General features: G+C 39.4%; 23 protein-coding genes. 7 read left to right on the top strand and 16 right to left on the bottom strand.

The genetic code is table 11. The features are described from left to right. Window positions 1-14 precede the first annotated feature (14 nt). A complete protein-coding gene (locus BFL47_RS05505) occupies window positions 15-2363 on the top strand; it encodes a DUF5703 domain-containing protein (protein WP_069658803.1) in 2349 nt (782 codons plus the stop codon). A gap of 87 nt (window positions 2364-2450) precedes the next feature. Here the strand turns inward: BFL47_RS05505 and BFL47_RS05510 are convergent, their stop codons facing one another. The 3 genes from BFL47_RS05510 to BFL47_RS05520 all read right to left on the bottom strand — a co-directional run bounded on the left by BFL47_RS05510 (window position 2451) and on the right by BFL47_RS05520 (window position 8950). Continuing rightward, on the bottom strand, window positions 2451-4628 hold the full coding sequence (locus tag BFL47_RS05510; RefSeq protein ID WP_211480935.1) for a glycoside hydrolase family 3 C-terminal domain-containing protein: 2178 nt from the start codon (window positions 4626-4628) through the stop codon (window positions 2451-2453). A 1-nt stretch (window position 4629) separates the two neighbouring features. Continuing rightward, a complete protein-coding gene (locus BFL47_RS05515) occupies window positions 4630-7017 on the bottom strand; it encodes a glycoside hydrolase family 31 protein (protein WP_069658804.1) in 2388 nt (795 codons plus the stop codon). A gap of 169 nt (window positions 7018-7186) precedes the next feature. Further along, window positions 7187-8950 (bottom strand): glycoside hydrolase family 9 protein, encoded by a 1764-nt coding sequence (locus BFL47_RS05520; protein WP_069658805.1) that lies wholly within the window; start codon window positions 8948-8950, stop codon window positions 7187-7189. Window positions 8951-9401: 451 nt separating this feature from the next. Here BFL47_RS05520 and BFL47_RS05525 point away from each other — a divergent pair, with 451 nt between their 5' ends. Continuing rightward, window positions 9402-9992: a GIN domain-containing protein gene (locus BFL47_RS05525; protein WP_069658806.1), complete on the top strand. Its 591-nt coding sequence runs from the start codon at window positions 9402-9404 to the stop codon at window positions 9990-9992. A gap of 765 nt (window positions 9993-10757) precedes the next feature. Here the strand turns inward: BFL47_RS05525 and BFL47_RS05530 are convergent. Then, entirely contained in the window at window positions 10758-11294 is a 537-nt protein-coding gene (locus BFL47_RS05530; protein WP_069658807.1) for a GNAT family N-acetyltransferase, read from the bottom strand. Window positions 11295-11329: 35 nt separating this feature from the next. Next, complete coding sequence (locus BFL47_RS05535; protein ID WP_069658808.1) at window positions 11330-12028, bottom strand: SDR family oxidoreductase; 699 nt, start codon at window positions 12026-12028, stop codon at window positions 11330-11332. Between the two features lie 333 nt (window positions 12029-12361). Between BFL47_RS05535 and BFL47_RS05540 the strand changes: the two genes are divergently transcribed. Next, window positions 12362-12772, top strand: coding sequence for an EVE domain-containing protein (locus BFL47_RS05540; RefSeq protein WP_069658809.1), 411 nt, complete (start codon window positions 12362-12364; stop codon window positions 12770-12772). Window positions 12773-12899: 127 nt separating this feature from the next. Beyond that, on the top strand, window positions 12900-13385 hold the full coding sequence (locus tag BFL47_RS05545; protein ID WP_069658810.1) for a DinB family protein: 486 nt from the start codon (window positions 12900-12902) through the stop codon (window positions 13383-13385). Between the two features lie 15 nt (window positions 13386-13400). Here BFL47_RS05545 and BFL47_RS05550 read toward each other — a convergent pair whose 3' ends face one another. From BFL47_RS05550 to asnS, 7 genes are all read right to left on the bottom strand, one after another. Then, window positions 13401-13883: an acyl-CoA thioesterase gene (locus BFL47_RS05550; protein ID WP_245681313.1), complete on the bottom strand. Its 483-nt coding sequence runs from the start codon at window positions 13881-13883 to the stop codon at window positions 13401-13403. Window positions 13884-13933: 50 nt separating this feature from the next. After that, complete coding sequence (locus BFL47_RS05555) at window positions 13934-15232, bottom strand: type IX secretion system plug protein (RefSeq protein ID WP_245681314.1); 1299 nt, start codon at window positions 15230-15232, stop codon at window positions 13934-13936. Continuing rightward, complete coding sequence (locus BFL47_RS05560) at window positions 15225-17138, bottom strand: ABC-F family ATP-binding cassette domain-containing protein (protein WP_069658812.1); 1914 nt, start codon at window positions 17136-17138, stop codon at window positions 15225-15227. Before BFL47_RS05560 ends, BFL47_RS05555 begins: the two co-directional genes overlap by 8 nt. 218 nt (window positions 17139-17356) lie before the next feature. After that, on the bottom strand, window positions 17357-17950 hold the full coding sequence (locus tag BFL47_RS05565) for a DUF4142 domain-containing protein (protein ID WP_069658813.1): 594 nt from the start codon (window positions 17948-17950) through the stop codon (window positions 17357-17359). Between the two features lie 239 nt (window positions 17951-18189). Next, window positions 18190-19371: a Na+/H+ antiporter NhaA gene (gene nhaA / locus BFL47_RS05570; protein WP_069658814.1), complete on the bottom strand. Its 1182-nt coding sequence runs from the start codon at window positions 19369-19371 to the stop codon at window positions 18190-18192. 20 nt (window positions 19372-19391) lie between these two features. After that, window positions 19392-20012 carry an L-threonylcarbamoyladenylate synthase gene (locus BFL47_RS05575; RefSeq protein WP_069658851.1) on the bottom strand — a complete coding sequence of 207 codons (621 nt, stop codon included), beginning with the start codon at window positions 20010-20012 and terminating at the stop codon, window positions 19392-19394. A 70-nt stretch (window positions 20013-20082) separates the two neighbouring features. Then, window positions 20083-21528: an asparagine--tRNA ligase gene (gene asnS / locus BFL47_RS05580; protein ID WP_069658815.1), complete on the bottom strand. Its 1446-nt coding sequence runs from the start codon at window positions 21526-21528 to the stop codon at window positions 20083-20085. Window positions 21529-21623: 95 nt separating this feature from the next. Here asnS and BFL47_RS05585 point away from each other — a divergent pair, with 95 nt between their 5' ends. Together BFL47_RS05585 and lspA are read left to right on the top strand one after the other, a co-directional pair. Further along, window positions 21624-22202 (top strand): DUF1572 family protein, encoded by a 579-nt coding sequence (locus tag BFL47_RS05585; protein WP_069658816.1) that lies wholly within the window; start codon window positions 21624-21626, stop codon window positions 22200-22202. 8 nt (window positions 22203-22210) lie between these two features. Next, window positions 22211-22720 carry a signal peptidase II gene (gene lspA / locus BFL47_RS05590; protein WP_069658817.1) on the top strand — a complete coding sequence of 170 codons (510 nt, stop codon included), beginning with the start codon at window positions 22211-22213 and terminating at the stop codon, window positions 22718-22720. Between the two features lie 122 nt (window positions 22721-22842). Here lspA and BFL47_RS05595 read toward each other — a convergent pair whose 3' ends face one another. The 4 genes from BFL47_RS05595 to BFL47_RS20460 form a co-directional block, all read right to left on the bottom strand. Further along, complete coding sequence (locus BFL47_RS05595) at window positions 22843-23376, bottom strand: hypothetical protein (RefSeq protein ID WP_069658818.1); 534 nt, start codon at window positions 23374-23376, stop codon at window positions 22843-22845. A 211-nt stretch (window positions 23377-23587) separates the two neighbouring features. Then, entirely contained in the window at window positions 23588-23884 is a 297-nt protein-coding gene (locus BFL47_RS05600; RefSeq protein ID WP_139125766.1) for a hypothetical protein, read from the bottom strand. Further along, on the bottom strand, window positions 23856-24056 hold the full coding sequence (locus tag BFL47_RS05605) for a hypothetical protein (protein WP_069658820.1): 201 nt from the start codon (window positions 24054-24056) through the stop codon (window positions 23856-23858). Before BFL47_RS05605 ends, BFL47_RS05600 begins: the two co-directional genes overlap by 29 nt. A gap of 8 nt (window positions 24057-24064) precedes the next feature. Next, a complete protein-coding gene (locus BFL47_RS20460; RefSeq protein WP_170827276.1) occupies window positions 24065-24295 on the bottom strand; it encodes a helix-turn-helix domain-containing protein in 231 nt (76 codons plus the stop codon). Between the two features lie 548 nt (window positions 24296-24843). Between BFL47_RS20460 and BFL47_RS05610 the strand changes: the two genes are divergently transcribed. Beyond that, the gene (locus tag BFL47_RS05610) at window positions 24844-25227 is read left to right on the top strand and encodes a carboxypeptidase-like regulatory domain-containing protein (protein ID WP_069658821.1); all 384 of its coding nucleotides are present in this window, start codon (window positions 24844-24846) and stop codon (window positions 25225-25227) included. Window positions 25228-25229: the final 2 nt, after the last annotated feature.

Here is a 25229-nt window from a genome sequence, read left to right on the forward strand (position 1 = left end):
CGATAATTGATAATATGTTTCATAAAGCTCTTCTCTTTTTTCTTGTTTTAAGTTTGTCATTACCTGCATTGTTTGCTCAGCCAAAAGGTTTGAGCAACTATGATCTCGTATGGAATAAGCAGAGTCTAAATTCTGCTGAGTCTATGCCCTGTGGAGGAGGGGATATAGGCCTTAATGTATGGGTAGAAGGAGATGAGCTACTATTTTACATCTCAAGAAGCGGAACGTTTGATGAAAATAATACCCTGTTGAAGTTAGGCAGGGTAAGAATGAAGTTGAGCCCTAATCCGTTTAGTCAGGATGATTTCAAGCAAACTTTAGTGCTTAATAAGGGGCATGTTGAAATTGCGAGTAAAAAGAGTAAGCTCAATACACGAATTAATGTATGGGTAGATGTGTTTCGTCCAGTAGTACATGTGGATGTTAAAAGTGATCAGCCTTTGCTTGCAGAAGTCTCCTATGAAAGCTGGCGTTATGAAAATCGCTATCCAAAAGGGAAAGAGAACAATGCCAATTCCTGGAAGTGGGCTCCGCAATATGAAGTCGTCACTTTTAGGGATTCTATTAAATTCAATAATAATCAGGTTGTTTTCTATCATCAGAATAAAGACCTTACTGTTTTTGATGCTGCTGTAAAACAGCAAGGATTAGCTGCTGTAAAAGATCAATTAATGAATCCTTTAAAGGGACTATGTTTCGGCGGAGTTTTAAAAGGCGATGATATGAGGGTTTCAGGTACTTATACGGGCAAGTATCAAGATACAGAGTATAAAGGTTGGAAGCTGGTGAGTAATCAACCATCAAAGGAACATGCAATAGAGGTTGTACTACAGACCTCTTATTCGGAAAACAGTGTTGTACTTCAGATTATTCATTCGGAGAATAACTGGAACTTATTATTGGATCAATCAGTTAAACAATATGCCAAAGCAGATCGATCAGCCTATAGTAAAACCCTGGAATGGTGGAAGCAGTTTTGGAACCGGAGCTATATTTTTATTAATCCTTCCAACAAAGATGAATCACAGGAGGCTTGGCAGGTAGGACGCAACTACCAGTTGTTTCGCTACATGCTGGGTTGTAATGCCTTTGGGAAATACCCCACTAAGTTTAATGGAGGGCTGTTTACTGTAGATCCTTCATCTACCGATTCGACATTTAAGTTTAGTCCTGATTTTCGAAATTGGGGAGGGGGGACCCATACGGCACAGAATCAGAGGCTGGTTTACTGGCCGATGCTAAGAAGCGGAGATTTTGAAATGATGAAGCCGCAGTTTGATTTCTATCTAAATCTCCTGCGCAATGCAGAATTGCGGACCTCTTTTTACTGGCATCATAAGGGGGCAAGTTTTACTGAACAACTGGAAAATTTTGGTCTTCCGAATCCTGCGGAATACAACTGGAAAAGACCTGCTGGTTATGATATGGGCATGGAGCATAATGCCTGGCTGGAATATGAATGGGATACGGTACTTGAGTTTTGCCAGATGATTCTGGAGACCGAGCGTTATCAGAATAAAGACATCCATACGTATCTTCCGCTTATAGAAAGTTCGCTTACTTTTTTTAATGAACATTATCAGTATTTGGCTAAACAAAGGGGAAGTAAGGCCTTTGATTCCAATGGTTATTTGGTATTATATCCCGGCTCTGCGGCCGAGACCTATAAAATGACCTATAACTCATCATCTACTATTGCGGCTTTGAAAACAGTGCTGACACGGCTTCTTGAACTTCCTTCCAGTTATCTGGATGAGGAGAAGAGGAAATCGTGGAAATTGATGCTTAGTCGCATACCACCCATTAGTTTTAGGGAATCCTCGGGGCACCCTACGATAGCACCCGCTAAGTTGTGGGAGCGGATCAATAATACTGAGACACCGCAACTTTATCCCATTTATCCATGGGGAATCTATGGTTTAAATAAACCCGGTTTGGATACTGCTATCAATACCTATAAATATGATGTTGATGCGCTTCGTTTTAGAAGTCATATTGGCTGGAAACAGGATAATATTTTTGCCGCACGTTTAGGGCTAACCGAAGAGGCCCAAAAGCTTACTTTGCTGAAACTGAAAGATTCAGGAAGGCGCTTCCCGGCATTCTGGGGACCAGGTTATGATTGGGTTCCTGATCATAACTGGGGAGGCACCGGCATGATAGGGCTTCAGGAAATGCTGTTACAAACTGATGGGAAAAAGATCTTTCTTTTGCCGGCATGGCCTAAAGATTGGAATGCCTCGTTTAAACTGCATGCCCCTTATCAAACCACCATCGAGGCTGTTATAGAAAACGGAAAGATAACTACTCTGCATGTAAACCCTGAAAGCAGAAGAAAAGATCTGGTGGTTGTAGAACAATAATTTTCCAGAAATAATTAAAAAGACAGCGATCAGATTGATAGCAGAACGGAGTTTGTAGAACAATAATCATTTACGAAGAGAACAGACTTACAGCGTCAGTTCTTTTCGTAAATGAATGTTAGCAGAAGAGGAACCAATCATGATCTGTATTTTATCATGCTCGAGATCAAACCGCTTTGTTTTGATATTCCAATACTTTAAAAGCTCGAGAGGCATGTTGATCTCAACCGTTTTTGTTTCTTTAGGCTGCAGTGTGATTCTTTTAAAACCCTTCAATTCTTTTAAGGGTCGATCAATCTTAGAATTTAGGTGACTGATATATAATTGTACTACCTCATCACCAGCTATGGCACTGGTATTGGTTACGTTAACCTGTACCTTGATTTCCTTTTTCTGAGTTACAGGAGTAGTGAACAGATTAGAGTAGGAGAAAGAGGAATAGCTCAAGCCATATCCAAAAGGGTATAGCGGGGCATCTTTAAAATACATATACGTTCTTCCTTTGCGGATATCGTAATCCATCATGGGAGGAAGCTGATCAGTGGACTTAGGCCAGGTTTGTACTAATCTTCCCGCAGGATTAACATCGCCAAAAAGAACATCAGCGAGTCCGTTTCCTAGTTCCTGACTATTGTGAGTTAAGTGGACGATGGCTGGAATATTCTCCTGAGCCCAATTGATGGCATAAGGAAAACTGCTAATGAGCACGACAATGGTGTTGGGATTTACGGCGTAGACCTTTTTAATCAGATTTTCCTGAGCGGAATCCAGTAAGATCTCTTCACGATCTACAGCTTCCCTGCCTTCGCTGGTGTTTGATACTTTTGCCCAGCCTGACATATTTCCTGTAGGATGATTCCCAATACAGACGATTGCCACTTCAGCGGATTTTGCAAGACTTATTGCCAGATCATTATTTGTAGTGTGTGAGATGATCGCTTTCGAGGCGACCTTATTTTTAATACCTTCTAATGGAGAAACCGTATAAGCCGGTGATCCGCTATACCAGTCCAGGGCCACTTCATTTGAACGTGGGCCAACCACAGCAATAGACTTTATTTTATTGACATCAAGAGGTAGAAGGCTCTTGCTGTTTTTAAGCAGCACGACCGATTTCTGAGTAATCAACCTGGCGAATGATTTATTTTTCTCTGATAACCAAGGCTCCGGACCGTCTTTAATTTGCGCATAGGAGACAATTTCTTTTGGATCAAGCTGTCCCAATTTGATCATTACCCTAAAAACACCTTTTAATACCTGATCTATATCTTTCTCTGTTAGTATTTTTAGTTCTAAAGCACCTTTGATTCCAACCTCGTAATCATCTAAAAACTGATTGATTCCTGCCTTAACACAAGCGGCAGCTGCTTCCTCAAGAGTAGGAAAATAGTGATGTGCGTTGACTAGCATTTGATACGCTCCGCCATCTGTACAAATAATTCCATTCTGTCCCCATTCTTTTACGGTGATATCTTTGAGGATAGGATTTACAGCAGCAGGAATACCATTAATTCTATTGTATGCGGCCATGTAAGCCCGGGAGCCTCCTTCCTTTACGCCCATTCGGAAAGGAACGGAATAATACTCCCGTAAAAGACGCTCGTTAAAGTTTGAAGAACTACTATCACGACTTTTCTCATTACTGTTTGCAAGGAAATGTTTCATTAATGCGGCCGTTAACCAGTATTTAGGATCATCTCCCTGGAGTCCTTTGATATAGGCAACGGCCATGGTTCCATTGAAAAAGGCATCTTCGCCATAACATTCCTCTGTTCTTCCCCAGCGGGGATCACGACCTAGGTCTGCATTCGGTGCCCGTATAACCAATCCTCCTTTTTTATACTGTTCGCTTTGAAATAAATACCGGGCCTCATAGCCTTCAATACCTGCTGCTTGTTTTAGGAGTTCCGGCTCCCAGGTCTCCGCCATCCCTATAGCCTGAGGGAATGTGGTTGTCGCAACTGGGGTTTTGTGTCCCCAGTCACCCGGAATTCCAAGTGCTAAACCGTGTAAGCCCTCAACATGTCCGGCTCCTACGATTCCCAATCTGGGTACGCTAGGGGTGGTACCCAGACATACTATTTTTTCCTCCAGATTCATGAGGGAAAGAATGTTACTGATCCTTTTTTCTACATCCAGGTTGGGGTTTTGAAAAGGATATTTGGTTTGAGCCTGTACAAATGGGCCAGAGACAAGCAGTAAAAGTAAAATTAGATTTAAGGGTTTCTGCTTCTTAAGCATGATCGGTTTTAAGAATATCTGCATCTTACTTAAAGCTATGAATTTGCCATTTTACCTTTCCATTAAAAGGATCGCTAGCCAATGCGTTTGCGGATACCGAAACTTCCCTCAGCACATTATCAGCAGGTAAGCAGACCAAACCTGTTGCTTTTTTACCATCCATTGCGTAAGAAATAAGCTCTAAGCGTGACCAATCCATTTGCATGGTAGATTGTGCCAGAGCAATATGAGGAATTATAGAACCTTCCTTCACCAGCATGACCACAGGCATTGCACCTGCTTTTATTTTGTTCCATCCGGAAGGGTAAACCTGGTTGGTTTGGTAATCAATCCATTGTCCCGGTGGAAGATATACATCTCTTTCCGTCATGTTTTCAAATAAAGGTGCGACAAGGATATCCGATCCAAACAGATATTCATCATCTACGAGCCATGATCCTTTGTCTTGAGGGTACTCCACAAAAAGCGCACGCACCATAGGCAGACCTCTTTGCGAACAGTCCTTAGCCTGTGCATAGATGTAAGGCATCAGTTTATAGCGCATTTCATCCATTGATCTAAAGTCTTTCAGGAAGGCCGCACTGTAGTCCCAAGGTTCTTTTGGGGGAGCACCATGAGAACGGGTATGCGAAGAAAGCATGCCAAAAGCAGTCCAGCGCCTATATAGATCTTCAGGTGTTTTCATCACAAATCCTCCTATATCGTGACTCCAGAATGAAAAGCCAGAAAGGCCAAATGATAAACCGCCACGAAGTTCTGCAGCCATGGCTGTATTGGTATTGGCAGCGTCCCCTCCCCAATGTAAGGGATAACGCTGACTTCCTGCCCACGCACTTCTGGCCCATATAATATTCTCTCCGCCCACTTCTTTGGTGATATCAGCCACTGCTTTATTATACCTAAGGGGATAGAGATTATGTTCGTAAAAGCCGGTACGTCCGGAAGCATAAAGACCATTTGCAGGTGCCGCTTCCCCAAAGTCAACTTTAATAGCGCCAACGCCAAGTTTTATCAGTCCAGCAATTTTATCCTGATACCATTTCACGGCAGTAGGATTTGAAAGATCCAATACGGCATCCTCATAAGGGATATTTCCCTTTGCATCCTTCACTACCAGTCCTTTTTGGATCAGCTCATTAAAGAAAATATTTTTAGGCGTAAAATAAGGCAATTGCCAAAGGGAAATATGAAAGCCCTGTTTCTTCAGGTCTGCGATCAATTTTGCCGGATCTTTAAAACGGTCGGCAGCAAACTTATAATCCGTCCGCCAGTCTGTGGTATACCAGCCTGTATCATAATGAATTACATCGGCAGGTATCTTATTTTCACGGAGTTTAGCCGCTACATCGCGACCCTCCTGTTCCGAAACATAGGTAATCCTGCTCATCCAGAAACCGAAAGACCACAGCGGAGGCATCGCTGCCTTACCAGTAAGCGTGGTATACTCATCCAGAATCTCTTTGGGATTACCTAGAAATACGAATAGGTCGAGTTCATCATCACCAATCATTAAAGATGTAACCCCACTGAAATACTTACCGAAATCGCAGGTAATAGGAGTAGAGGTATGCATGAACATGCCGTAACCGCGGTTACTCATAAAGAATGGGATAGGCTTATACATTGTCTCGTTTTGCACTCCGTTGGCATCATCTGCCCATAACACCACTTTTTGTCCTCGTTTATTGAATTCAGTGAACGATTCACCGCAACCAAAAATCCTTTCATCGGGAGACAGGGAGAAGGTGGCACACATGCTTTTTGAATAATCCTGTGCGCGTCTGACGTAAGAAAAGGGTAATACAGGTGTAAATGTGGAGTCTGCGTTATCCTGGTGATGTATCGTCTTCGTGAGCAATCGTCCATTCGCGTCCCTGAATTCCACATGCCAAGGGTGTTCCATGACCGATACGGATCCAAAAGCACTGGTATAACGATGACCACCAGTTATTTTGCTGTATTTCCAATCCTTTTTATCAATTGGCGCCTTTCCATTGACCAGCATTAACGATTCCTGATCAGGTTTAGCCTGAAATCCGGATATGGCTCTTAAGCGTACTGTCCTTGCCGAAACAAATTGAAGAGAAAAGGGCAGGGAAGGAGCAGCTTCATATTCTGTGGTAGGAAATTCATTTGCACTGACTGGTTTTAATACACCAAGCATGTTGTTAAATGCCTGCCGGGTAACATAATTGTATCGCTTATAACCGACTCTCCCTTGTGCGGTTGCAGGGTCAAACTGAACCAGACTATCTGCCAGATAATAGGTGTTCGTAAAACTTTTAAAGTCATCGCTGATGTCTATAGGTGTATTCAGCAGATTCATGTTTTGAATTTGTGCCGATGTATGTACACTCAAAATGAATAAGAATGTAAAACAGGTACAAATTTTAATGCATACAGGATTATTCATTTTATAGGGGTTTATGTTGGTTATAACAAGTGATTATATTGGTCTTAAATCAATTTTAAAAGAGAATAAAATTAATCTTTAGTCCAATATAATTACGGTTGAAATTAGTCTTAAATCAAATGTAAGGAGGGATGTAAATGTTAATGATTAGGAGCGATTATGTTAACAATTAGTAGCCGATCTCGCTTTGCAACGCTTCTATCGCATTAGACAGATAAACGATAGGCGCATTCCAGTTGATGGCGATCTCATTAGAAGCATAGGAACAATCGCGATCAATATAAGCCAATTCAGGTGCTTTTTCCGGATAAGTGCATACTGTTTTCACATCCTGCATTCCTGGATTGGGGCCACCGGACATCAAACCAGGAACAGGATCCGCTATTTTATCAGCAACAGACTGACGGTGATGCGGATGTTTCACAGATTTACTACCTATTCCGGTTACAAAACAATAACCCGTAGCGTTCCGTCCAAGGATATAGTCCAGGTTGGTTAAAGCATGATCTACATATTTTTTGTTATGAGTAAGCAGATAGGCATTGATTAAAAGGATACCCTGATTGGCAGCAACCGAATTGCCACCCCAGTTGAAATCACGTGCCGATTGTCCCATTACTGTCTTGAATGCATTTAAACGTTCATTTTCAATAAACTTATCCGCGATACGGATAATTTCTAATCCTGCTGAATCTATCTGCTCCTTTAATAATGGAGGTAATGCTGTTTTATTCCGCAACAAAGAATACCAGCCTAAAGCAGACACATTGGCCCAGGAAGGAACGGTAATTCTTTTTTGAAGGCCATCCTTTATATTAGTTTCATAACGTTTGTCGCCGGTACTGCAATACAATTCTGATGCAGCCCAAAACCACTCATCGCTAAAAGCCTTATCACCATACCCACCAGTAGAGATTTGTGGCTTATACTTTGAGTTGATCAGGGTTTGGTTATATTCCATATTGGGGTTCTTCAATGCCCATTCCCAAGCCATGGTGGATGCTTTTAAACAGCTATCGCTAAGTCCGGGTAGTTCTGTAGGGTATTTCTTTAAAATTCGAGCAGCCTGTGCTGCTACTGCAGCAAAACCAAGCGTAGCGGCAGTACCTTTTTGCACTACAAAACGTGGCGCTTTAGTTACACCAGGCATCACCATGCCATCAAATGCGGCATTGGTGCATTTGTTATATACGCCACCATCATTAGGATCCTGCATGGTTAACATCCAGCGAAGGTTATAAAGAACTTCATCCAGCTGGTCAGGTAGCCGATTTCCGCTTTCAGGGATATTCGTTTTTAGTGTATCAAAATAATGAGGGAAGTCCTCATAAGCAGAAAGTAAGGTTCCCATGGTAATACCGGAATTGACGATGTATTTGTTATAATCTCCGGCATCATACCATCCACCAGGACTAGCTATCACCGTTCCAGCAGGCCTTTGTGCTGATGCAGCTGATGGATGGATCAAAACCCTGGTATCGGGATGTCCCGCCGGACGATTCCATTTGCCGGCATATTGCAGATCCAAAGGCATGGATACCCGTTGATAGTAAAATCCCTTTAAAGTGGCTATGGCAGCATGCTGGTTTACGTTTTTACCAATTGTGAAAGGATAGGAGGAGCCAATACCGGGAACTACAAGTACAAATATACCGCTTTGTTGTAACGTGCTAAAATCTACCATTCTGGTCTGTGTCTCTGAATAGGCTGACTTTGATACCGGACCTAAGGTAGATCTAAATACAGTGTCCTTTCCTAACTTAGAAACGATGTAGAACTGACTTGCAGGAAGCGTTCCGGTAATAAAAGCGAATTTTGGAGCCTTATTATAAAATCCCAGTTGATTTAATTTGATCAGGTCTGTCTGGGCGTATAATGTTGTCCAGATCATCAAAATTAAAGGTATAAAAAGGAAGGAAATTCTAAATTTCATCTTTTAAATTGGTTAGATTTTATTAATGTTAAAATAGCGCTAATTATTGTGCACTTTCCGTCATTTATTGATGATATTTTATTAAATCAGGCTGGAGAATCAGAAGCAATCCTAAGTCGTCTCCTTATTATGCGAATGAATTTATGTGCGATTTTATTTAAAATAGCTATAACTAGCTATTTTAATTCGCTAAAGCCTGATGTAATTTTGATTAATCAATTTAAATCTAAAACCCCTATAATCAATTAAGTATTTAACTATCGGCTCCCCCAGCTAAAATCTAGTATCCTCAGAAAGGACTTAATAATGATTCACACTTCTTAAAAGCCGAGAGCAAATCAAAAACAAGAAACCATTTTTTTATCATCAGTGCTGGGATTCATTTCAACCTGAAGAACATCGTTAGCTTTTTCCTCGAACTGAAAAATCATTTAAAAATTTAATTAAGGACATGAAAAATTTATTAAGAATGACAGTAGTGATGGCAATTGTCGCCATTTCTTCTGTGACCCATTTATTTGCAGCTAATCCTGAAACAACAACTATTAAAAAGATAATTATAAAAGGAACAGTAAGGGTCTTTTTAATCCAAAGAGATAAAGAGGCCGTGGTCATAAAGGATACTTATGATCCTAATAAAACAACAGTCATTGTTAAAGGATTGTCACTATTGATCAATTCTACAGAAAAAGAACCTGTAACAGTAATCGTTTATGCGAAAAGTCCCTTTCGTATAGAAGCCTCGAATACCTCCTATGTGAAAACAATAGGCGAATTCAACTTGCCTTATCTTCAGGTATTTGTAAATGACAATGCAAAGGCAGATATAAATTCCACTACGCAAAGTTTGTATACCCGGGTGAATCAGCTTGCCACCTTACAGATGAGAGGAATATCGGATGAACATTTTATGGTTCGGAGTAGTGATGCAAAACTTAAAATGGATAAATTATACTGCGGGAAAACCAGTACCTCTTATTTCAAACCTTACCAGATCGATAAGAGTAAACTTACAGCCGAAAATCTAAGGGATAATAGGTGATTTTTAATGAAGGCTGATGCTTGAAGAATACATAAATCAAGTATCGGCCTTTTCTTCGCTCCTAACAAAATTCTTTAACTAACTGGTTTCTTCATGACCCAGGTAATTAAATCTGTTGCTATACGTTTTATACCTGAACTGATTGATTTTAACTTCAAATAGTATCTATATAACCCAAATTGAGTAGTAAATTGGTATGTGATTATTTGTTAGTCTAGGCATTTGTTGCCATCATTATTTAATGTAAAAATTTTACATTATTTGATGTTAATCTACTTTATATTTTGAAGTTAATATAGAAGGCAGTGTTTTTCCGCACCTTATAGGTTGGAAATGTCTAAGTGGGACAGGCGCGCATATGATCTATGAAAATGTGACTGATGGACATGTGAGAAAAAGTGATAGTTAATAATAGCTTCTATTCGTACATTATGTGCTTCCTATATTAGGGACAAAAAATCTTTCATGATAAAACTAAACCGATCTGAATATATTTTTGTAGGATGTTTCATAGCCCTTTGTTTTTATTTTGTTTTACATCACTATGTGAGCATCTACCCAGCATTAGTTTTTTCAGCCTTTTCTACTGCCCCTAATATATGCTTCTTTTTTATCGTTCTATTAGGAATCCTTGGCGCTGGATACTATCTTATCATTCAACTAAATGGGAAATTAGATCCAGTGATTACATCTAAAAGGTATGCATAATAAAGCTGAATTACTAAGCTTATGAATTGTTAATTAAGAAATTTTTGTGAAAAAAGGTTACTCGCCCAAATGTTCAGGATTGATTATTTTAAACCAGCAATGTGGGATACTATCATAGTCAAAAGTTTCTATATTTTTAAAACCTGTCTTCTCCAAAACCTTTCTTGATGATAGATTTTCCAAATTTGCCATTGCATGAATAACGGGGAGATTCAACTGGTTAAAGCCATATTCCACAACAGCAAGCGATGATTCGGTTGCATAGCCTTTGCCCCAATACCGCCTGATCAGCCTGTATCCCAAATCGTGATAACCTTGATGACCGTTAGTCGGTTCTGTAATGAGTTTAAAGCCGCCCCAGCCAACAAAACTGTTAGTTTCTTTCTCAATAATTGCCAAACGTCCTATGCCATTCGTGACGTACTGTTGCTGAATAAAAGTAATAACCTGTCTGGCCTGTTTGATGTCTTTAATGGGGTTGTTCCCCAGGTAACGATGGACTTCCGGATCAGAATCTAATTCATAGATCCCTTGTTCATCAGTAGCTACTAATTCTCTTAAGAGAAGCCGCTTTGTTTCTATAATTATACCCATTCAACAAATTTATTCCGCATGAATATAAATTTAAGCTATGGATTTGTTGCCCAAACATTTATTTCAGGAATAAATCCAATATCGTTAATAGCAAGCACACCAACAATGGCTTGGGCAATTTCAATTGCTTTAAGTTTATTTTCAGGGTTTACAGATTCGTAACCAAGTTTAACAGCGAAGTCTGTAATTACTTCACTTGGGTTCACCTGTGTTACCCTGATGTTATGCTTGCGCAATTCCGCCTGCCAGCACATGGTTAAACCGGACATGGCTGCTTTGCTGGATACATAAGCAGATCCATTGGCAAAGCCTTTTAAAGCACCCATGGAAGATATATTCAGAATATTACCTGTGTTTTTGCTTATAAAATATTTTGCTGCCGCTTGTCCACATAAAAATGCACTTTTCAAATTGATCTCCCAGATTCTTGTAAAATCAGCTACTGAAGTTTCGACAAGTGATCCCATGAAACCAATACCGGCGTTGTTAATCAATACATTGAGGTCACTAAGTTTATCAAGGGTAAATGCAAACAGCTTCTCTACGTCGTCTTCCTTAGAAACATCTGCTTGAATACCAAACACATCCAATTCTTGTGCTGCTTTCTCTATTGTTTGTGCATTACGGCCACAAATCACTACCTGGGCTCCTTGCGAGCGTAACAACTTTGCTGTTTCATAGCCTATCCCTGAACTTCCGCCTGTAATCAGGACTTTTGATTTACTTAGATCCATTCGTTTTTTATAGTAATTGAGCGAGATTTTCTTGTTTTTACTAAAATAGAATTAAAAGATAAATGTTTAGCATTATAATAGAATTGACAAAAGGAGGAGGGCTGATAATAATAAAAAATAAAAGTCAAAACTTCAATATCTTTTAATTCCAACCTATTTGTTAGTTTTACAGCTTAGGTAGAAATTTAGATGAGGATTGATACTTGCTTTTTCCTTAAAAGTATGAAAACGGAGTATTGGTTGCATTTAGAAAAGTGCTAGCGTTCAAAACAGGTACTTCTTCTTGCTCTCAAGAAATTAAACGCCGGAATTAAATAATTAAACAAAGAAAAGATGAACCATTGGCTCGTAAAGTCGGAACCGCATAAATATAGCTGGGATAAATTTAATGAAGATGGCAGCACCTTCTGGGATGGTGTGCGTAATTATCAGGCACGGAACAACCTGAAAGCCATGCAAAAAGGTGATCTCGTTCTTTTTTACCACAGCAATGAGGGGAAAGAAGTTGTAGGGATTGCCAAGGTGGTTAAAGAGTTTTATCAGGATCCTACTACGGAGGATTCGAATTGGGTCGTTGTCGATCTGGCTCCTTTAGAAAAGCTTAAAAGGGCAGTTACACTGGAGGAAATCAAAAAAGATTCGCGTCTGGAGAATATTGGATTAGTTAAACAAGGACGATTATCTGTAATGCAATTAAAGGTTGAAGAATTTGACCGTATCGTTGAATTAGGAAACGGGGAATAATTTTTTGGCCTTTTTGTCGTACTGTAATTTTATATATATCTTTGATTATCAGGGCAAGTCAGGATATTAAATCGCCTTGGTTTTTGAAATTCATGAAACATTAAAAAGACATCGCTGTATTTTTCGTATGGATTATATTAGAAGCAAGGACATTGTTGCAGAACTTACTCAGCTAATAAAAAAAGGGAACGCCCATGTTTCTTTCGAAGAAGCAGTAGAAGGTCTTCCTCCTGAATTGCGGACCAAAATTGTGTATGATTTGCCTTACAGCATCTGGCAGTTGACCGAGCATATCCGTATTACCCAATGGGATATCCTCCAGTTTTGTAAATCATCAGACCATGTTTCGCCTAAGTGGCCCGATGAGTATTGGCCTGGTACTGTCAATGAAGTAGATGACACCCTATGGAATTCCTCTCTGGAGCAGATTAAAGCGGACAGATTGGAGTTTTTTGAGTTACTTAATAATTCTACCTTACATTTTGTAGATCCTATTCCTTATGGAGATGGTCAAACTTTGTTACGGGAAGCGATGGTAATTGCTGATCATACCTCTTATCATATCGGGCAGATCATTATTATCCGGCGTTTGCTTCATGATTGGAAGTCCTAGTTAGGCCCCGAATAATTATAGTTCAGGAAAAAATAGGGCTTTAAGCTGAGTCGCATTTTCAGGTTTCATCTTACCTGCCAGGATTAACCGAAGTTCTCTTCTGGAAAGGGCAGTGGTATAAAGTAGTTTTTCTTCTTCAGTCTCTGGAATAATTTCTGGTACTAAAGTTGTCTTGCCGGTATCGTCAAGCGCTACAAATGTATAATAAGCTTCGTTACTTTTGATTCTGCTGTTAGGCTGTATGTTTTCGGAAAATACTTCAATCCGAATTTCCATAGAGGTATGAAATGATCGGGTTACTTTGGCCTGAATGGTGATAACATCACCAAGTTTTACGGGATGCTTGAAAGAAACATTATCTACTGAAGCGGTAACTACAATATGATTGGAATGTTTTTGCGCAGAAATGGCCGCTGCAATATCCATCAGGTGGAGTAGTCGTCCCCCCATAAGATTATGAAGCGGGTTGGTGTCATTGGGAAATACTAACTCATTCATAACGGTGAATGAATTGATTGCGGGCTTGGAGCTAACTGTCATAAAGTTTGTTATTTATTGAATTCCTGGTATCCTACCAATTGGTCCCATCTTGATCCGGGACGGCGGTAATACAAGAAAGCCTGATATGCGTTTTTTGTTTCAAAGAATGCCCCTTCAAGTATAGTCGAATTTGATTCCGCTGATTTAGAGGGGGCGGCCCATACATACTGATAATCGTATAAGCCTTGTTTTAAATAGATAGAGCCATAAAACCGCGTGCGGCTTTCATCATAAGTAAGTTTGTTTTCCTTGCTCAACTGGTAATTGTTAAATTGACCAACGATGTAAACAGAGCTGTTTGAAGAGGGTTTTGCTGACTCTAGCGTAAAGGTAACATAAGCATAGTCTGCTTCAGTTCGATTGTCCTGTCCATCTTGATTGCGGATAAAAAAATTGCCGTTTTCATCAAATAAATAGGAATATTTTGTGTCGGTATTGGGCAGATCAGGAAGGAGCTGAACTGTGTTGACAGAATCTTTATAAATGCGGTCTACCCTTTCGGTCTGTAAACGCAGACTCCTGAAGTCGAATTTACGGAATTCATTACCTCCCTCAAATTCTAATGTCTGAAGGTCATTGTAAATCAGTTGGCCCTGACGGATGATAGCAGGACGGTCAACCGTTTGCTGCTGGTCTGGGCGGCCATTCTGCATGACGATCAGCTTTACATCAGCATATGGGTTTGTAATCGTTAGTTGGGGGTGGTTGACCGTAATGTTTACTTTTTGGTTTTTAGTACGGTTGATTACTTTCGATGATGCGACCAGTTCGGTAGTAAGAGTAACGAGCGGGGATAAGACATAAAATCTACGGGTGATAATAATCCGCGAGGGGTCAGCATCTTCATACACCTTGAGTATATAATTACCATCAATTTTGGGACTGATGTTCGCATTTGGAAACAGGAGTTCATAATGCGTATAAACCTGCAGTGTATTTATGGAATTGAAATAGTTCGTGATCCGGTCTTCATTAAAACTTTCCAGATAGTCAATGGGGGAGAGGTTACTGCTTTGCCAGTTGACATCACAATGTTCAATCGTATAATAATAATCTTTATGGTCGGCTTGCAAATCGTCAAAGCCCAATAGCAACTCTTCAGTGGAATGAAGCGTGATTACAGGCATTGACTGCTCTTTATTGCGGTTATATAGTTCAACTGTTTTGATCTGCGGACTAAATACCTGGTTGTTGAAAACCTTTTCCTGCGCGCAGACTTGTACGTTGCTGTAAAGCAAAATAGCCAGGACTATCGCATAAAGCGTAGTTCCCGGCAATTTCAGTAATATATTTTGTGGCTTACTCAAGCTCCATAATTTGTTCGGCAAGACTTTCCCATTCCGCCTGTGTGATCTTAAGCGATGCTTTTACGGTTTGGTAGGTGGCATTGGCAGCATCCAGTTTCTTTTTATCCTGGTAGATGTCTTCGTGACCCAAAACTAACTCAGCCTGAGTAAGTTCCTTTTCTAATTCAGCAATTCGTTCCTCAACCTGCTGTAAAGTGTGGTTCAGTTTTTTTATCTGTTTGCTTTTATCATCCGTGGTATGAGAGACTTTAACTACAGGCTTTTCTTCCTTTTTAGGTTGTATAACAGCCTGAGGTTTTGGTACGTAAGCCGGACGCTTGGATTGCCATTCTTCATATTCCGCATAAGTACCTGGGTAGATCTTAATCTTATGGTCTTCAATAAACCAGATCTTATTAGCTACATTATCTAGTAAATACCTATCATGGGATACCACGATAAATGTTCCTTCAAACTGGTTAAGTGCCTGAATTAGGATATTAACCGATTGCATATCAAGGTGATTGGTAGGCTCATCCAGTATCAGGAAATTGGCATCGGCAGTAAGTGCTTTTGCCAGTGCTACGCGTGATTTCTCGCCACCTGAAAGTACCTTAATCTTTTTGAATACATCGTCACCTGTGAAAAGGAAACTTCCTAATATAGAACGAAGTTCGGTGTCGGTATGTTTAGGTGCAAAAGCTTGCAGCTCTTCAAGGATCGCATTTTCGAGATGCAATGATTCCAGCTGATGCTGTGCAAAGAAGGTTTCCGATACATTATGTCCGGTGATACACTCGCCTTCAAAAGATTCTACACCTGCAATAATCCGTAGCAAAGTAGATTTACCACGTCCATTGGCACCAATCAAGGCAATTTTATCACCTTTTTCAATCACGGCGTCGGTATGGTCAAGAATAACGTTTGACGGGTAGGCCTTGCTCACGTCTTCTATACGGATAACATGACGGCCGGATTGCTTGCTGAATTTGAATGAAAAGTTAACGCTTGGATTTTCATCATCCACGTCTTCAATACGTTCCATTTTATCGAGCATCTTAATGCGAGACTGTGCAAGTTTAGCCTTACTGGCCTTCGCCCGGAAGCGATTAATCAGCTGCTCTTCCTGTTTGATCTTTTGTTGCTGATTCTTAAACTCACCTTTCTGAATTTCTCCTCTTAAGGATTTTTCCTCCAGATAAAAGCTGTAGTTACCGGCGTAAACCGTCAGTTTTCCCTTGCGTGTTTCTACTGTACGGTTAATTACCTTATCTAAAAACCACCTGTCATGCGATACAATCACGATAGATCCTTCAAATGCCAGTAAATAGGTTTCCAGCCACTTGATGGAAGGTAAGTCAAGGTGATTCGTAGGCTCATCCAGTAAAAGAATATCGGGAGTCTGTAATAATATTTTTGCCAGCATTACGCGCATTCTCCAACCTCCGGAAAATTCAGCAAGCTGACGCTTCTGATCTTCTTCACTGAATCCTAAGCCTGCAAGGATTTCGTGTGCTTTAAATTCAATACTGTAACCATCCAGGTTTTCAAACTCATGCTGTTTGTCACTCAGTTTATGCAGCACTTCTTCCGAATAATCTGTTTCCAGTTTATTAAGTAAGATTTCGATTTCAGCATGGAGTTGATTCTGACGTGCAAATGCTTCCATTGCCACGTGTAAGATGCTTTTATCTGATTGATATGAAAGTAAATCCTGGTTTAAATAACCGATCTTAATGTCTTTGGACATTGAGATGGTACCACTGGTTGGTTTAGCATCACCAACTATTAATTTTAGAAGGGTAGTTTTCCCTGTTCCGTTCGCTCCAATTAATCCGGTTTTATCACCTGGCTTGATGTGCCAGTTCGCTTCGTCATATAATGCCCTCGCACCGATCTCGAAGGTAAGGTTGTTTATTGCAATCACTTTGCAAAATTACAAAATTGATTCTAAATGAGGAACTTGATTGTGATGATTCTTTGTATTAAGGCTTTTATGTTCAAATATTCGATAATTTTTCTTTAAAACACTTTGATTAGGGAGTCGATGATAATGTTATAATCGTTAAAAACCCTTAAAGCTCCAGTATTTGTGGGAGCTTTAAGGGTTTTTAACTTCAAAATTTTGAATTAACTGAAATTATTTTAGTCAATAGCGTCCTTAATTGCTTTTGCAGAATCCAGGTGTGTACTTAAAACCGGAAGCGTTTTAGTTGCGAAAGCTTTTAAATCTGCATCTGGTGCGTTTTTTGATGCTTTTTCAAAAAGATTGATATCTTCTTTATGGTCATCTGTCATCATACTCATATAATGTTTGTCGAAATCAGCACCCTTCATCTTCTTCATTTCGTTGATGTGATTTTGCATCTCAACTGGCATAGTAGAGGGAATAGTGATGCCTTTGCTTGACGCCAAAGCCATTAATTCTTTGTTTGCCTTTGAGTGATCTTTAACCATCATGGCACCAAAACCTTTCACTCGGGCACTTTTTGCATTTTGTTGCGCTATAGTACCTAATTCAACTTCCATCATTCCTTCAGCTCCTGCTTTTACCGCAAATGTGGTGGAATAGTTTGACGAGGTGTCGGAAGCGTCGTGTACTGTGGTAGCAGAATCGTAAGCATTCATGCTATCTCCTGCAGTGGAAGTTGAATTTTTAGCTTGCTTTGCAGTATTGTTACAGGAATACATGATGAAAATAACGGCTACAGCCGAAATGGCTAAACTCAGATTTTTCATAGGTATATTTTTCCTTTTTTAACAGACTGAAAATTAGTTTGTTTTTAAAGTTTTGTATCTGATTTTAAAGACTTTGTAATTGTGAATTTTTGCTTTTAACCTATTTGTTGAACCATCTAACCAGACGATCTAAATGAAGAATATGGATAAGAACGAGCGATATTATGCTATTGGAACGATCTTTCATGCTGAACACAATTAAATACATTGCATTAAACTACTCTATTGTAAAATTATTGTTAAGCTTTAGTCCTTTTTTTCTTATTTACGTTCACAAGGATCAGATATCCGCCTACACCAGCGAAAAATGAAGCGATTAGAATGGAGAATTTTGCCTCTGATTGTAAAAAAACATCATCGAATGATAACAAGGCTATAAATACCGACATGGTAAACCCTATTCCACCTAGCATTCCTAGTCCTAATATATGAGGCCATCTTGCTCCAGAGGGAAGCTGAGACCATTTTAGTTTTACGGATAACCATGAAAAAGAAAATATGCCTACTGTTTTGCCTACAAGAAGACCAGCAATGATTCCCAATCCGAGTGAACTTCCCAGGCCTTCTACCATACCGCTTTCAAAGTGAATAAGGGTATTGGCAAGGGCAAAGACAGGCATGATGATCAGGTTTACTGGTCTTGTTAGAAAGTGTTCTAATTTTTCCAGAGGGGAACATTCGGCCGTATTATTGGTAGGGATAGTAAATGCAAGCAATACCCCTGCGATGGTGGCATGTATGCCTGAATGATGGATGAAATACCATAAAAACAGTCCTGGAATCAAATAGAATACCAGGTTTTTAACCCCAAATCTGTTGAATAGAGCCAATAAAGCAAGAATGCCTGCAGAGTACAGGAGCTGATCTAAATGTACGTTACCGGTATAAAACAGAGCGATTACGAGGATTGCACCTAAATCATCAACTATCGCAAGTGCTGCAAGGAATATTTTGAGAGAGGCGGGAACTGATTTTCCAAGCATGGAAATCACAGCGAGTGCAAAAGCAATATCTGTGGCCATTGGGATTCCCCAACCGCTTGCAGTAGGAGTGTCTCTGTTAATCAGGAAATAAATTAAAGCGGGAACCAGCATGCCTCCCAATGCGGCAAATACAGGCATTGCGGCTTTTTTTACAGAGGAGAGTTCGCCTTCTACTATCTCTCTTTTTATTTCCAGACCTACTAATAAAAAGAATATGGCCATTAAGCCATCATTGATCCATAATTCGGTGGGATACTTGAGTTCTATGTTTGGGGTATTGAAGCCGATTTCATAATGAAGCAGGGTTGCGAATCCTTCATATAAGGAGCTGTTCGCGATCAATAAGGAGATGACAACAGAGACCAGTAAGATGACTCCTCCGATTTGTCCTGATCTTAAAAATTCTTTAAATGTATGTAGATTAATTTTTGGGAGCATCTGGCAAATATAGGTATTTACTAAACTAACTCGTCCAGCTTGCCTTTTCCTTCACGAAGTATAGTGAATTCATCTGTTGTACAATCAACTACTGTGGATGCCACATTTTCTCCATACCCGCCATCAATGACGATGTCTACCTGATCCTGATACTTTTCGTAAATCAATTCCGGATCGGTTGAATATTCAAGGATATCATCATCATCCCGGATAGAGGTTGAGATAATAGGGTTACCCAAAAGTTTTACAATTTCACGAGCAATATCATTGTCCGGAACACGGATCCCTACTGTTTTCTTTTTTGAACTTAACATTTTAGGCACCTTATGAGAGGCGTTAAATATGAATGTAAAGGGTCCTGGCAGTGTCTTTTTTAACATACGGAATGTTGCCGTGTCAATAGGCTTGATATATTCCGCTATATTTTGAAGGTCGTAGCAGACAAAGGAAAAATTTGCTTTATCTAATTTAATTCCCCTAATCTGACAGATCTTTTCAATTGCCTTATGATTGGTGATATCGCAACCTAAACCGTAAATGGTATCGGTAGGGTAAATAATTAACCCTCCGTTTTTTAATACTTCAACCACTTGTTCAATGGCTTTTGGATTGGGGTTCTCTGGATATATTTTTAATAGCATACTCATCTAATATATAATGCCAAAAGGCCCGAATTGTTTAAATACAGGCCTTTTGGTTGATATGAATTTTTTAAAACTCGGCGTTATTCGGTGTTCTCGGGAATGCGATGACATCACGGATGTTGGTCATTCCGGTAACAAAAAGAACTAAACGTTCGAATCCAAGTCCAAAACCTGCATGTGGCGCTGAACCGAAACGACGGGTATCAAGGAACCAGGACATCTCTTCTACAGGGATATGCATTTCGTACATCCGTTGTTCTAGTTTGTCCAGGCGTTCTTCTCTTTGCGATCCACCGACAATTTCACCTATTCCAGGGAATAAGATGTCCATTGCGGCTACTGTTCTGCGGCCTGTTTCATCGGGTTCATTCTGGCGCATGTAAAATGATTTGATGTCGGCAGGATAATCTGTTAGGATAACGGGTTTCTTAAAGTGTTTTTCTACAAGGAAACGTTCGTGTTCGGATTGCAGATCAGCTCCCCATTCGTCAATCAGGTATTTAAATTGTTTTTTCTGATTGGGTTTAGAGTTTTTTAAGATATCTATCGCTTCTGTATAGGTGATGCGCACAAAGTCGTTGTCTAGGCAAAAATTGAGTTTAGTAACTAAGTCGAGCTCAGAACGATCATTCGCAGGTTTTTGCTTTTCCTCTTCCAGCAAGCGTGTACTTAAGAATTCAAGTTCATCACCACAGTGGTCAAGTGCATAACGGACTACATATTTTAACAGCTCTTCTGCCATGTCCATGTTGTCCTGCAAGTCACAGAATGCCATTTCAGGCTCTATCATCCAGAATTCTGCAAGGTGACGAGTTGTATTGGAGTTTTCTGCACGGAAGGTAGGTCCGAAGGTATAGATTTCTCCAAACGCCATAGCGGCAAGTTCGCCCTCAAGTTGACCGGATACGGTCAGGTTAGTGGACTTACCAAAAAAGTCTTCTTTATAATTTACGGTACCATCTTCATTGCGGGGTACCTTATCAAAGTCAATAGTAGAAACGCGGAACATCTCACCTGCGCCTTCTGCATCAGAGCCGGTAATGATGGGGGTATGCATGTAAACGAAGCCCTTATCATTAAAGAACTTATGAATGGCAAAAGCAAGGGCATGCCTGATTTTGAAAACAGCGTTGAAGGTCGTGGTGCGGAAACGCAGGTGTGCAATTTCACGAAGAAATTCCAGGCTGTGTTTTTTGGGTTGAAGTGGAAATTTTTCCGGATCGCTGTCACCCAGTATTTCGAGTGTTTTCACTTTAAGCTCTACACGTTGGCCTTTACCCAGGGATTCAACTAAGGTTCCTGTTACAGAAACTGCAGCACCTGTAGTAACGCGCTTTAATAATGCATCATCTGTATGGACAAAATCTACAACCGCTTGTACATTATTTATAGATGATCCATCATTTATAGCTATGAACTGATTGTTTCTAAAAGTTCTGACCCAACCTTGAACGTTAATTTCCTGACCAAAGTCAGTGGTATTGAGGATGTCTTTAATTTTTGTACGCTTCATGTTGCTGCAAATCTAAAAAAAGAAAATTTATATTTAAAGAAACCTATATATTTAGGTAAGGGAGTTTGCCAGGATCATTAAAATCAGAATTTGTTATGGAATTGGATTATTTAGACAGCGTTAAAAAGCAATTTTCTTATTACAAGATGCTGGGTGATAAAACGTTCAGTCAGCTTTCAGATGAGCAGCTTTTTTGGCAATATCATTCAGAAAGTAACAGCATCGCCATGATTGTAAAACATTTGAGCGGAAATATGTTGTCGCGCTGGACTGACTTCATGAGTTCTGATGGTGAAAAGAGCTGGCGACATAGGGAGTCGGAGTTCGATAATGATATTCAAAGTCGTGAGGAACTGTTAATTAAATGGAACGAGGGCTGGTCATGCCTGTTTAATACGCTAGATTTACTGAAGGATACCGATTTAGATCATATGGTGTATATTAGAAACATGGGGCACACCGTTATGGAAGCGATAAACAGGCAATTGGCTCATTACCCTTATCATATTGGTCAAATTGTATTTATAGGCAAAATGGCTTGTAATGAAAGCTGGCTTTCGTTGTCTATACCTAAAGGGAAATCTGCAGATTACAATGCGGACAAGTTCTCACAAACTAAACATAAGGAGCATTTTACGGATGAGTTTTTAAATAGGCTCAACGATCAAAGTTAAAAACAGAGATGAGGTTGAAAAAAGGGATACGAAATTTGATGATAGTGCTGATCATCGCATGTAATATTGGTTGCGACCAGATTTCGAAGACTATAGTACGGGAAGAAGTTGATTATAACGAAAACATAACATTGATAACACGTTTTCTAACACTTACTAAAATAGAAAATTCAGGTGCTTTTTTAAGTGTGGGTGATTCTCTCCCATTTGTAGTTCGGTTTGTTGTATTGTCATTGATTCCGCTAATTGCCCTTGGTGCCGGTTTGTACATCGTTTTAACACGAATTAGTATGAAGAGACCTATTGTTATCGGTATTTGCTTTGTGATAGGGGGAGGCATCGGTAATCTGTACGACCGGATGTTATATGGCTCGGTAACTGATTTTCTTCATATGGATTTCGTGTTGTTTAAAACGGGGATCTTTAATATGGCGGATGTGTCAATCATGATTGGGATATTAACCATTATGATTTTTACTTATATAGCAAAAAACAAGAGGGTGCAGTATCAAAGATAAATTTGCTATATCTGAAATTGACAATTCCTGTCTAGCTTCTGGTGTCAACCAATGGCCTGAAGCAAAAACCCCGGTTATGTTTTCTTTTGAAACATAACCGGGGTTTTAAAATACTGTAATATTTATCTTTTACCTTGATTACCGTTTTTGTTGTTTTTTTGTCCTTTAGCCTTTGTGTTGTTATGAGCTGGGGATGTTTTGACCGTTTGCTTAACCGTTCTGTGCGAGGTTATATTTTTTTGTGAGGTTGCTCTCTTTTGTGGTGTTGCATTTCCTCTGTGATCTCTAAGTGAATTTTGTGCACCTTTCTTATTTTTAAAAGAGCTGTATTTGCCGAGATGATTTCCATGGTTTAAATAAGGCTTTTTTGTATTCATCACTACTTTGTAGGAATTATACATATCATGGCCTCTATATCTCGCAGGCAGGCTATTTCTCCAAACCCAATTATTGTTTTCCTGATAAATATATTGTTTTGAAGGAACATAGTAATACATATCCATATCAGGTAAATAGTAATAATCTACGTGGTTATAACCAGTGGGACCCCATTCTGGTTGTGATGCAAGATTAATGTTTACGTTTATCTGAGCTTCTGACTGTAAACTTCCAAAACTTAATAATCCCAGTAGGGATGCAAATAATAACTTTTTCATTTGTTCTAATTTGGATAGATAAGTTCAAAGCACATGCCATCAAATGATTGATGAGACACTTGCCGACGTATGGAACCCTGGCGGTAATGAAAGAGTCTGGTCTACCGACTAATAGGGATGAAATAATATTTTGAGACTGTGTAGTTTTATTCGATTTTACTCATTGTGAGTATAATAGTGGGCAGTTTACTTAGTTGAATCAATACACACTTTACAAGCTATGCGTTTTAATATGATTCAGGGTTTTGATTAAATCTTTTATTTTGGTAGGGTTTAACTTCTTTTCTTTAGCTTTTTGAATGGCTTTACTTTGCATGTACTTTGCTTCTTCATACATGTTTAAGCGATAGAGCAGATGCGCATAGGTATCATAACTATAATATGAAGGTTCTATGGCCAGCGAACGTCTACACCAGGAAATAGCTTTTAAGAGGTGGTTTTCATTTTTTGTTCCTAATATATAAAAATCCCATGCAGCATTATTCAATGTGACGGATAAAGGCTTCATTTACTGCCTTAATGGTTTTACTGATATGATCGCATAAGGTGGTATAGCTGATGTGATGACCTGCACTGTGCAGCTTTTCAAGGATATCGATCCGCTTCAATTGCAGCTTTGCCCGACCATCCTGACATTTAACGGTATTTTCTTCCAGGTAATTTCCGATCAGTAGAAGCACTTCCTCTGTCAGGCGTCGCTTTGAGCGGTGCGAACTGTTGTATACAGAACCGGTGCGTATATACTGATTAGCAAGGAGGATGGCTTATCCTGGCCGCTTAAAGGGGAGGATTTGAACAGCTCATATTCCGCTATCCGGTACCTTACTGTCAATCGGTGAATATGAAGCTTCTTTGCTATTTTTCGCTGACTTAACCCTTCACGGTAATAAAGTAATATAATCTGATGATTTGTCTCCAATCTAACATGAATTTGCTCCCTTTAGTGTATTCTAAAGGGACGCTTTGTTCCTTGTTATGTGGTACAATTTTCAACCGGATATTGGTACACTTTTCAATTGGTATATACAACTGGTATAGAGATATTAAAAAAATTAAAGGGTAAATGATTCTTTAACAGTTTTGTTTCTTTCGTAATAATGCGTGAGATAACATAATAATAAAATAATTAAACTATTTTGTCTATAAGTTTTGTATTCTATTATCCAAGTATATATATTTGAAAAAATATATAGTAAATAATGGTCGGAATATTACGTATTATACTTCTTAAATTGACCCTTCCTCTTTTTAAATCCATAGGAATGTCAATTTATTATTACAGCAGACTTTGCTTATATTCAGTTGAAAAGATTGGTTTTGAGCTTAATTTGGGGGGGACTAATGTGTTGTAGTTCATCGTAAAAAAGGGAAGCACTTGGAGTGCTTCCCTAGGAAAAATTAATGAATCAGGCATTCAATTGGAGTTGTCACCTGTTTCCATCAATCATTCTAACCTTAATCAAAAGTATGCAAAATTTTGAAAAAGCCAAGCAGGCATTCTATGCCCTGGCTTTGCAAAACGTATTGTTATTTTTTTATTCAACAAGCAAAATAAAGATATCGCCCGAAGGCAATAAAAAATACCCTAAACAAAGTAAATTAATATCAAAAGCCTTAGTTAACCGCATTAAATTCATGGTGTTGTTAATTTATTTAATGCCCAATCTTACTTGGGCACAGCAAACACAACCATTAATCAACTCTACGTTGGTAGGTAAAGTTGTTGATGCCCGAACTAAGGAAATACTGCCAGGTGCTACCGTAGCCATTAAGGGTACCACACATAAAGTATCTGTGGATTCTGACGGCAAGTTCAGCTTTGTAACCGGACAAAATTTTCTTATACATTAATT

The organism is Arcticibacter eurypsychrophilus (assembly GCF_001730525.1).
Taxonomy (GTDB): Bacteria; Bacteroidota; Bacteroidia; order Sphingobacteriales; family Sphingobacteriaceae; genus Arcticibacter; species Arcticibacter eurypsychrophilus.

What these genes read in the sequence shown, in the direction of transcription:
- asnS (WP_069658815.1), bottom strand. Translation starts at nt 21,528, where the DNA reads ATGAAGCGTACAAAAATTAAAGACATCCTCAATACCACTGACTTTGGT.
- BFL47_RS05550 (WP_245681313.1), bottom strand. Translation starts at nt 13,883, where the DNA reads ATGAATGAGTTAGTATTTCCCAATGACACCAACCCGCTTCATAATCTT.
- BFL47_RS05575 (WP_069658851.1), bottom strand. Translation starts at nt 20,012, where the DNA reads ATGCTATTAAAAATATATCCAGAGAACCCCAATCCAAAAGCCATTGAA.
- BFL47_RS05540 (WP_069658809.1), top strand. Translation starts at nt 12,362, where the DNA reads ATGAACCATTGGCTCGTAAAGTCGGAACCGCATAAATATAGCTGGGAT.
- BFL47_RS05520 (WP_069658805.1), bottom strand. Translation starts at nt 8,950, where the DNA reads ATGAAATTTAGAATTTCCTTCCTTTTTATACCTTTAATTTTGATGATC.
- BFL47_RS05600 (WP_139125766.1), bottom strand. Translation starts at nt 23,884, where the DNA reads ATGAAGCCTTTATCCGTCACATTGAATAATGCTGCATGGGATTTTTAT.
- lspA (WP_069658817.1), top strand. Translation starts at nt 22,211, where the DNA reads ATGAGGTTGAAAAAAGGGATACGAAATTTGATGATAGTGCTGATCATC.
- BFL47_RS05595 (WP_069658818.1), bottom strand. Translation starts at nt 23,376, where the DNA reads ATGAAAAAGTTATTATTTGCATCCCTACTGGGATTATTAAGTTTTGGA.
- BFL47_RS05565 (WP_069658813.1), bottom strand. Translation starts at nt 17,950, where the DNA reads ATGAAAAATCTGAGTTTAGCCATTTCGGCTGTAGCCGTTATTTTCATC.
- BFL47_RS05505 (WP_069658803.1), top strand. Translation starts at nt 15, where the DNA reads ATGTTTCATAAAGCTCTTCTCTTTTTTCTTGTTTTAAGTTTGTCATTA.
- BFL47_RS05525 (WP_069658806.1), top strand. Translation starts at nt 9,402, where the DNA reads ATGAAAAATTTATTAAGAATGACAGTAGTGATGGCAATTGTCGCCATT.
- BFL47_RS05585 (WP_069658816.1), top strand. Translation starts at nt 21,624, where the DNA reads ATGGAATTGGATTATTTAGACAGCGTTAAAAAGCAATTTTCTTATTAC.
- nhaA (WP_069658814.1), bottom strand. Translation starts at nt 19,371, where the DNA reads ATGCTCCCAAAAATTAATCTACATACATTTAAAGAATTTTTAAGATCA.
- BFL47_RS05530 (WP_069658807.1), bottom strand. Translation starts at nt 11,294, where the DNA reads ATGGGTATAATTATAGAAACAAAGCGGCTTCTCTTAAGAGAATTAGTA.
- BFL47_RS05610 (WP_069658821.1), top strand. Translation starts at nt 24,844, where the DNA reads ATGCAAAATTTTGAAAAAGCCAAGCAGGCATTCTATGCCCTGGCTTTG.
- BFL47_RS05545 (WP_069658810.1), top strand. Translation starts at nt 12,900, where the DNA reads ATGGATTATATTAGAAGCAAGGACATTGTTGCAGAACTTACTCAGCTA.
- BFL47_RS05510 (WP_211480935.1), bottom strand. Translation starts at nt 4,628, where the DNA reads ATGCAGATATTCTTAAAACCGATCATGCTTAAGAAGCAGAAACCCTTA.
- BFL47_RS05535 (WP_069658808.1), bottom strand. Translation starts at nt 12,028, where the DNA reads ATGGATCTAAGTAAATCAAAAGTCCTGATTACAGGCGGAAGTTCAGGG.
- BFL47_RS05515 (WP_069658804.1), bottom strand. Translation starts at nt 7,017, where the DNA reads ATGAATAATCCTGTATGCATTAAAATTTGTACCTGTTTTACATTCTTA.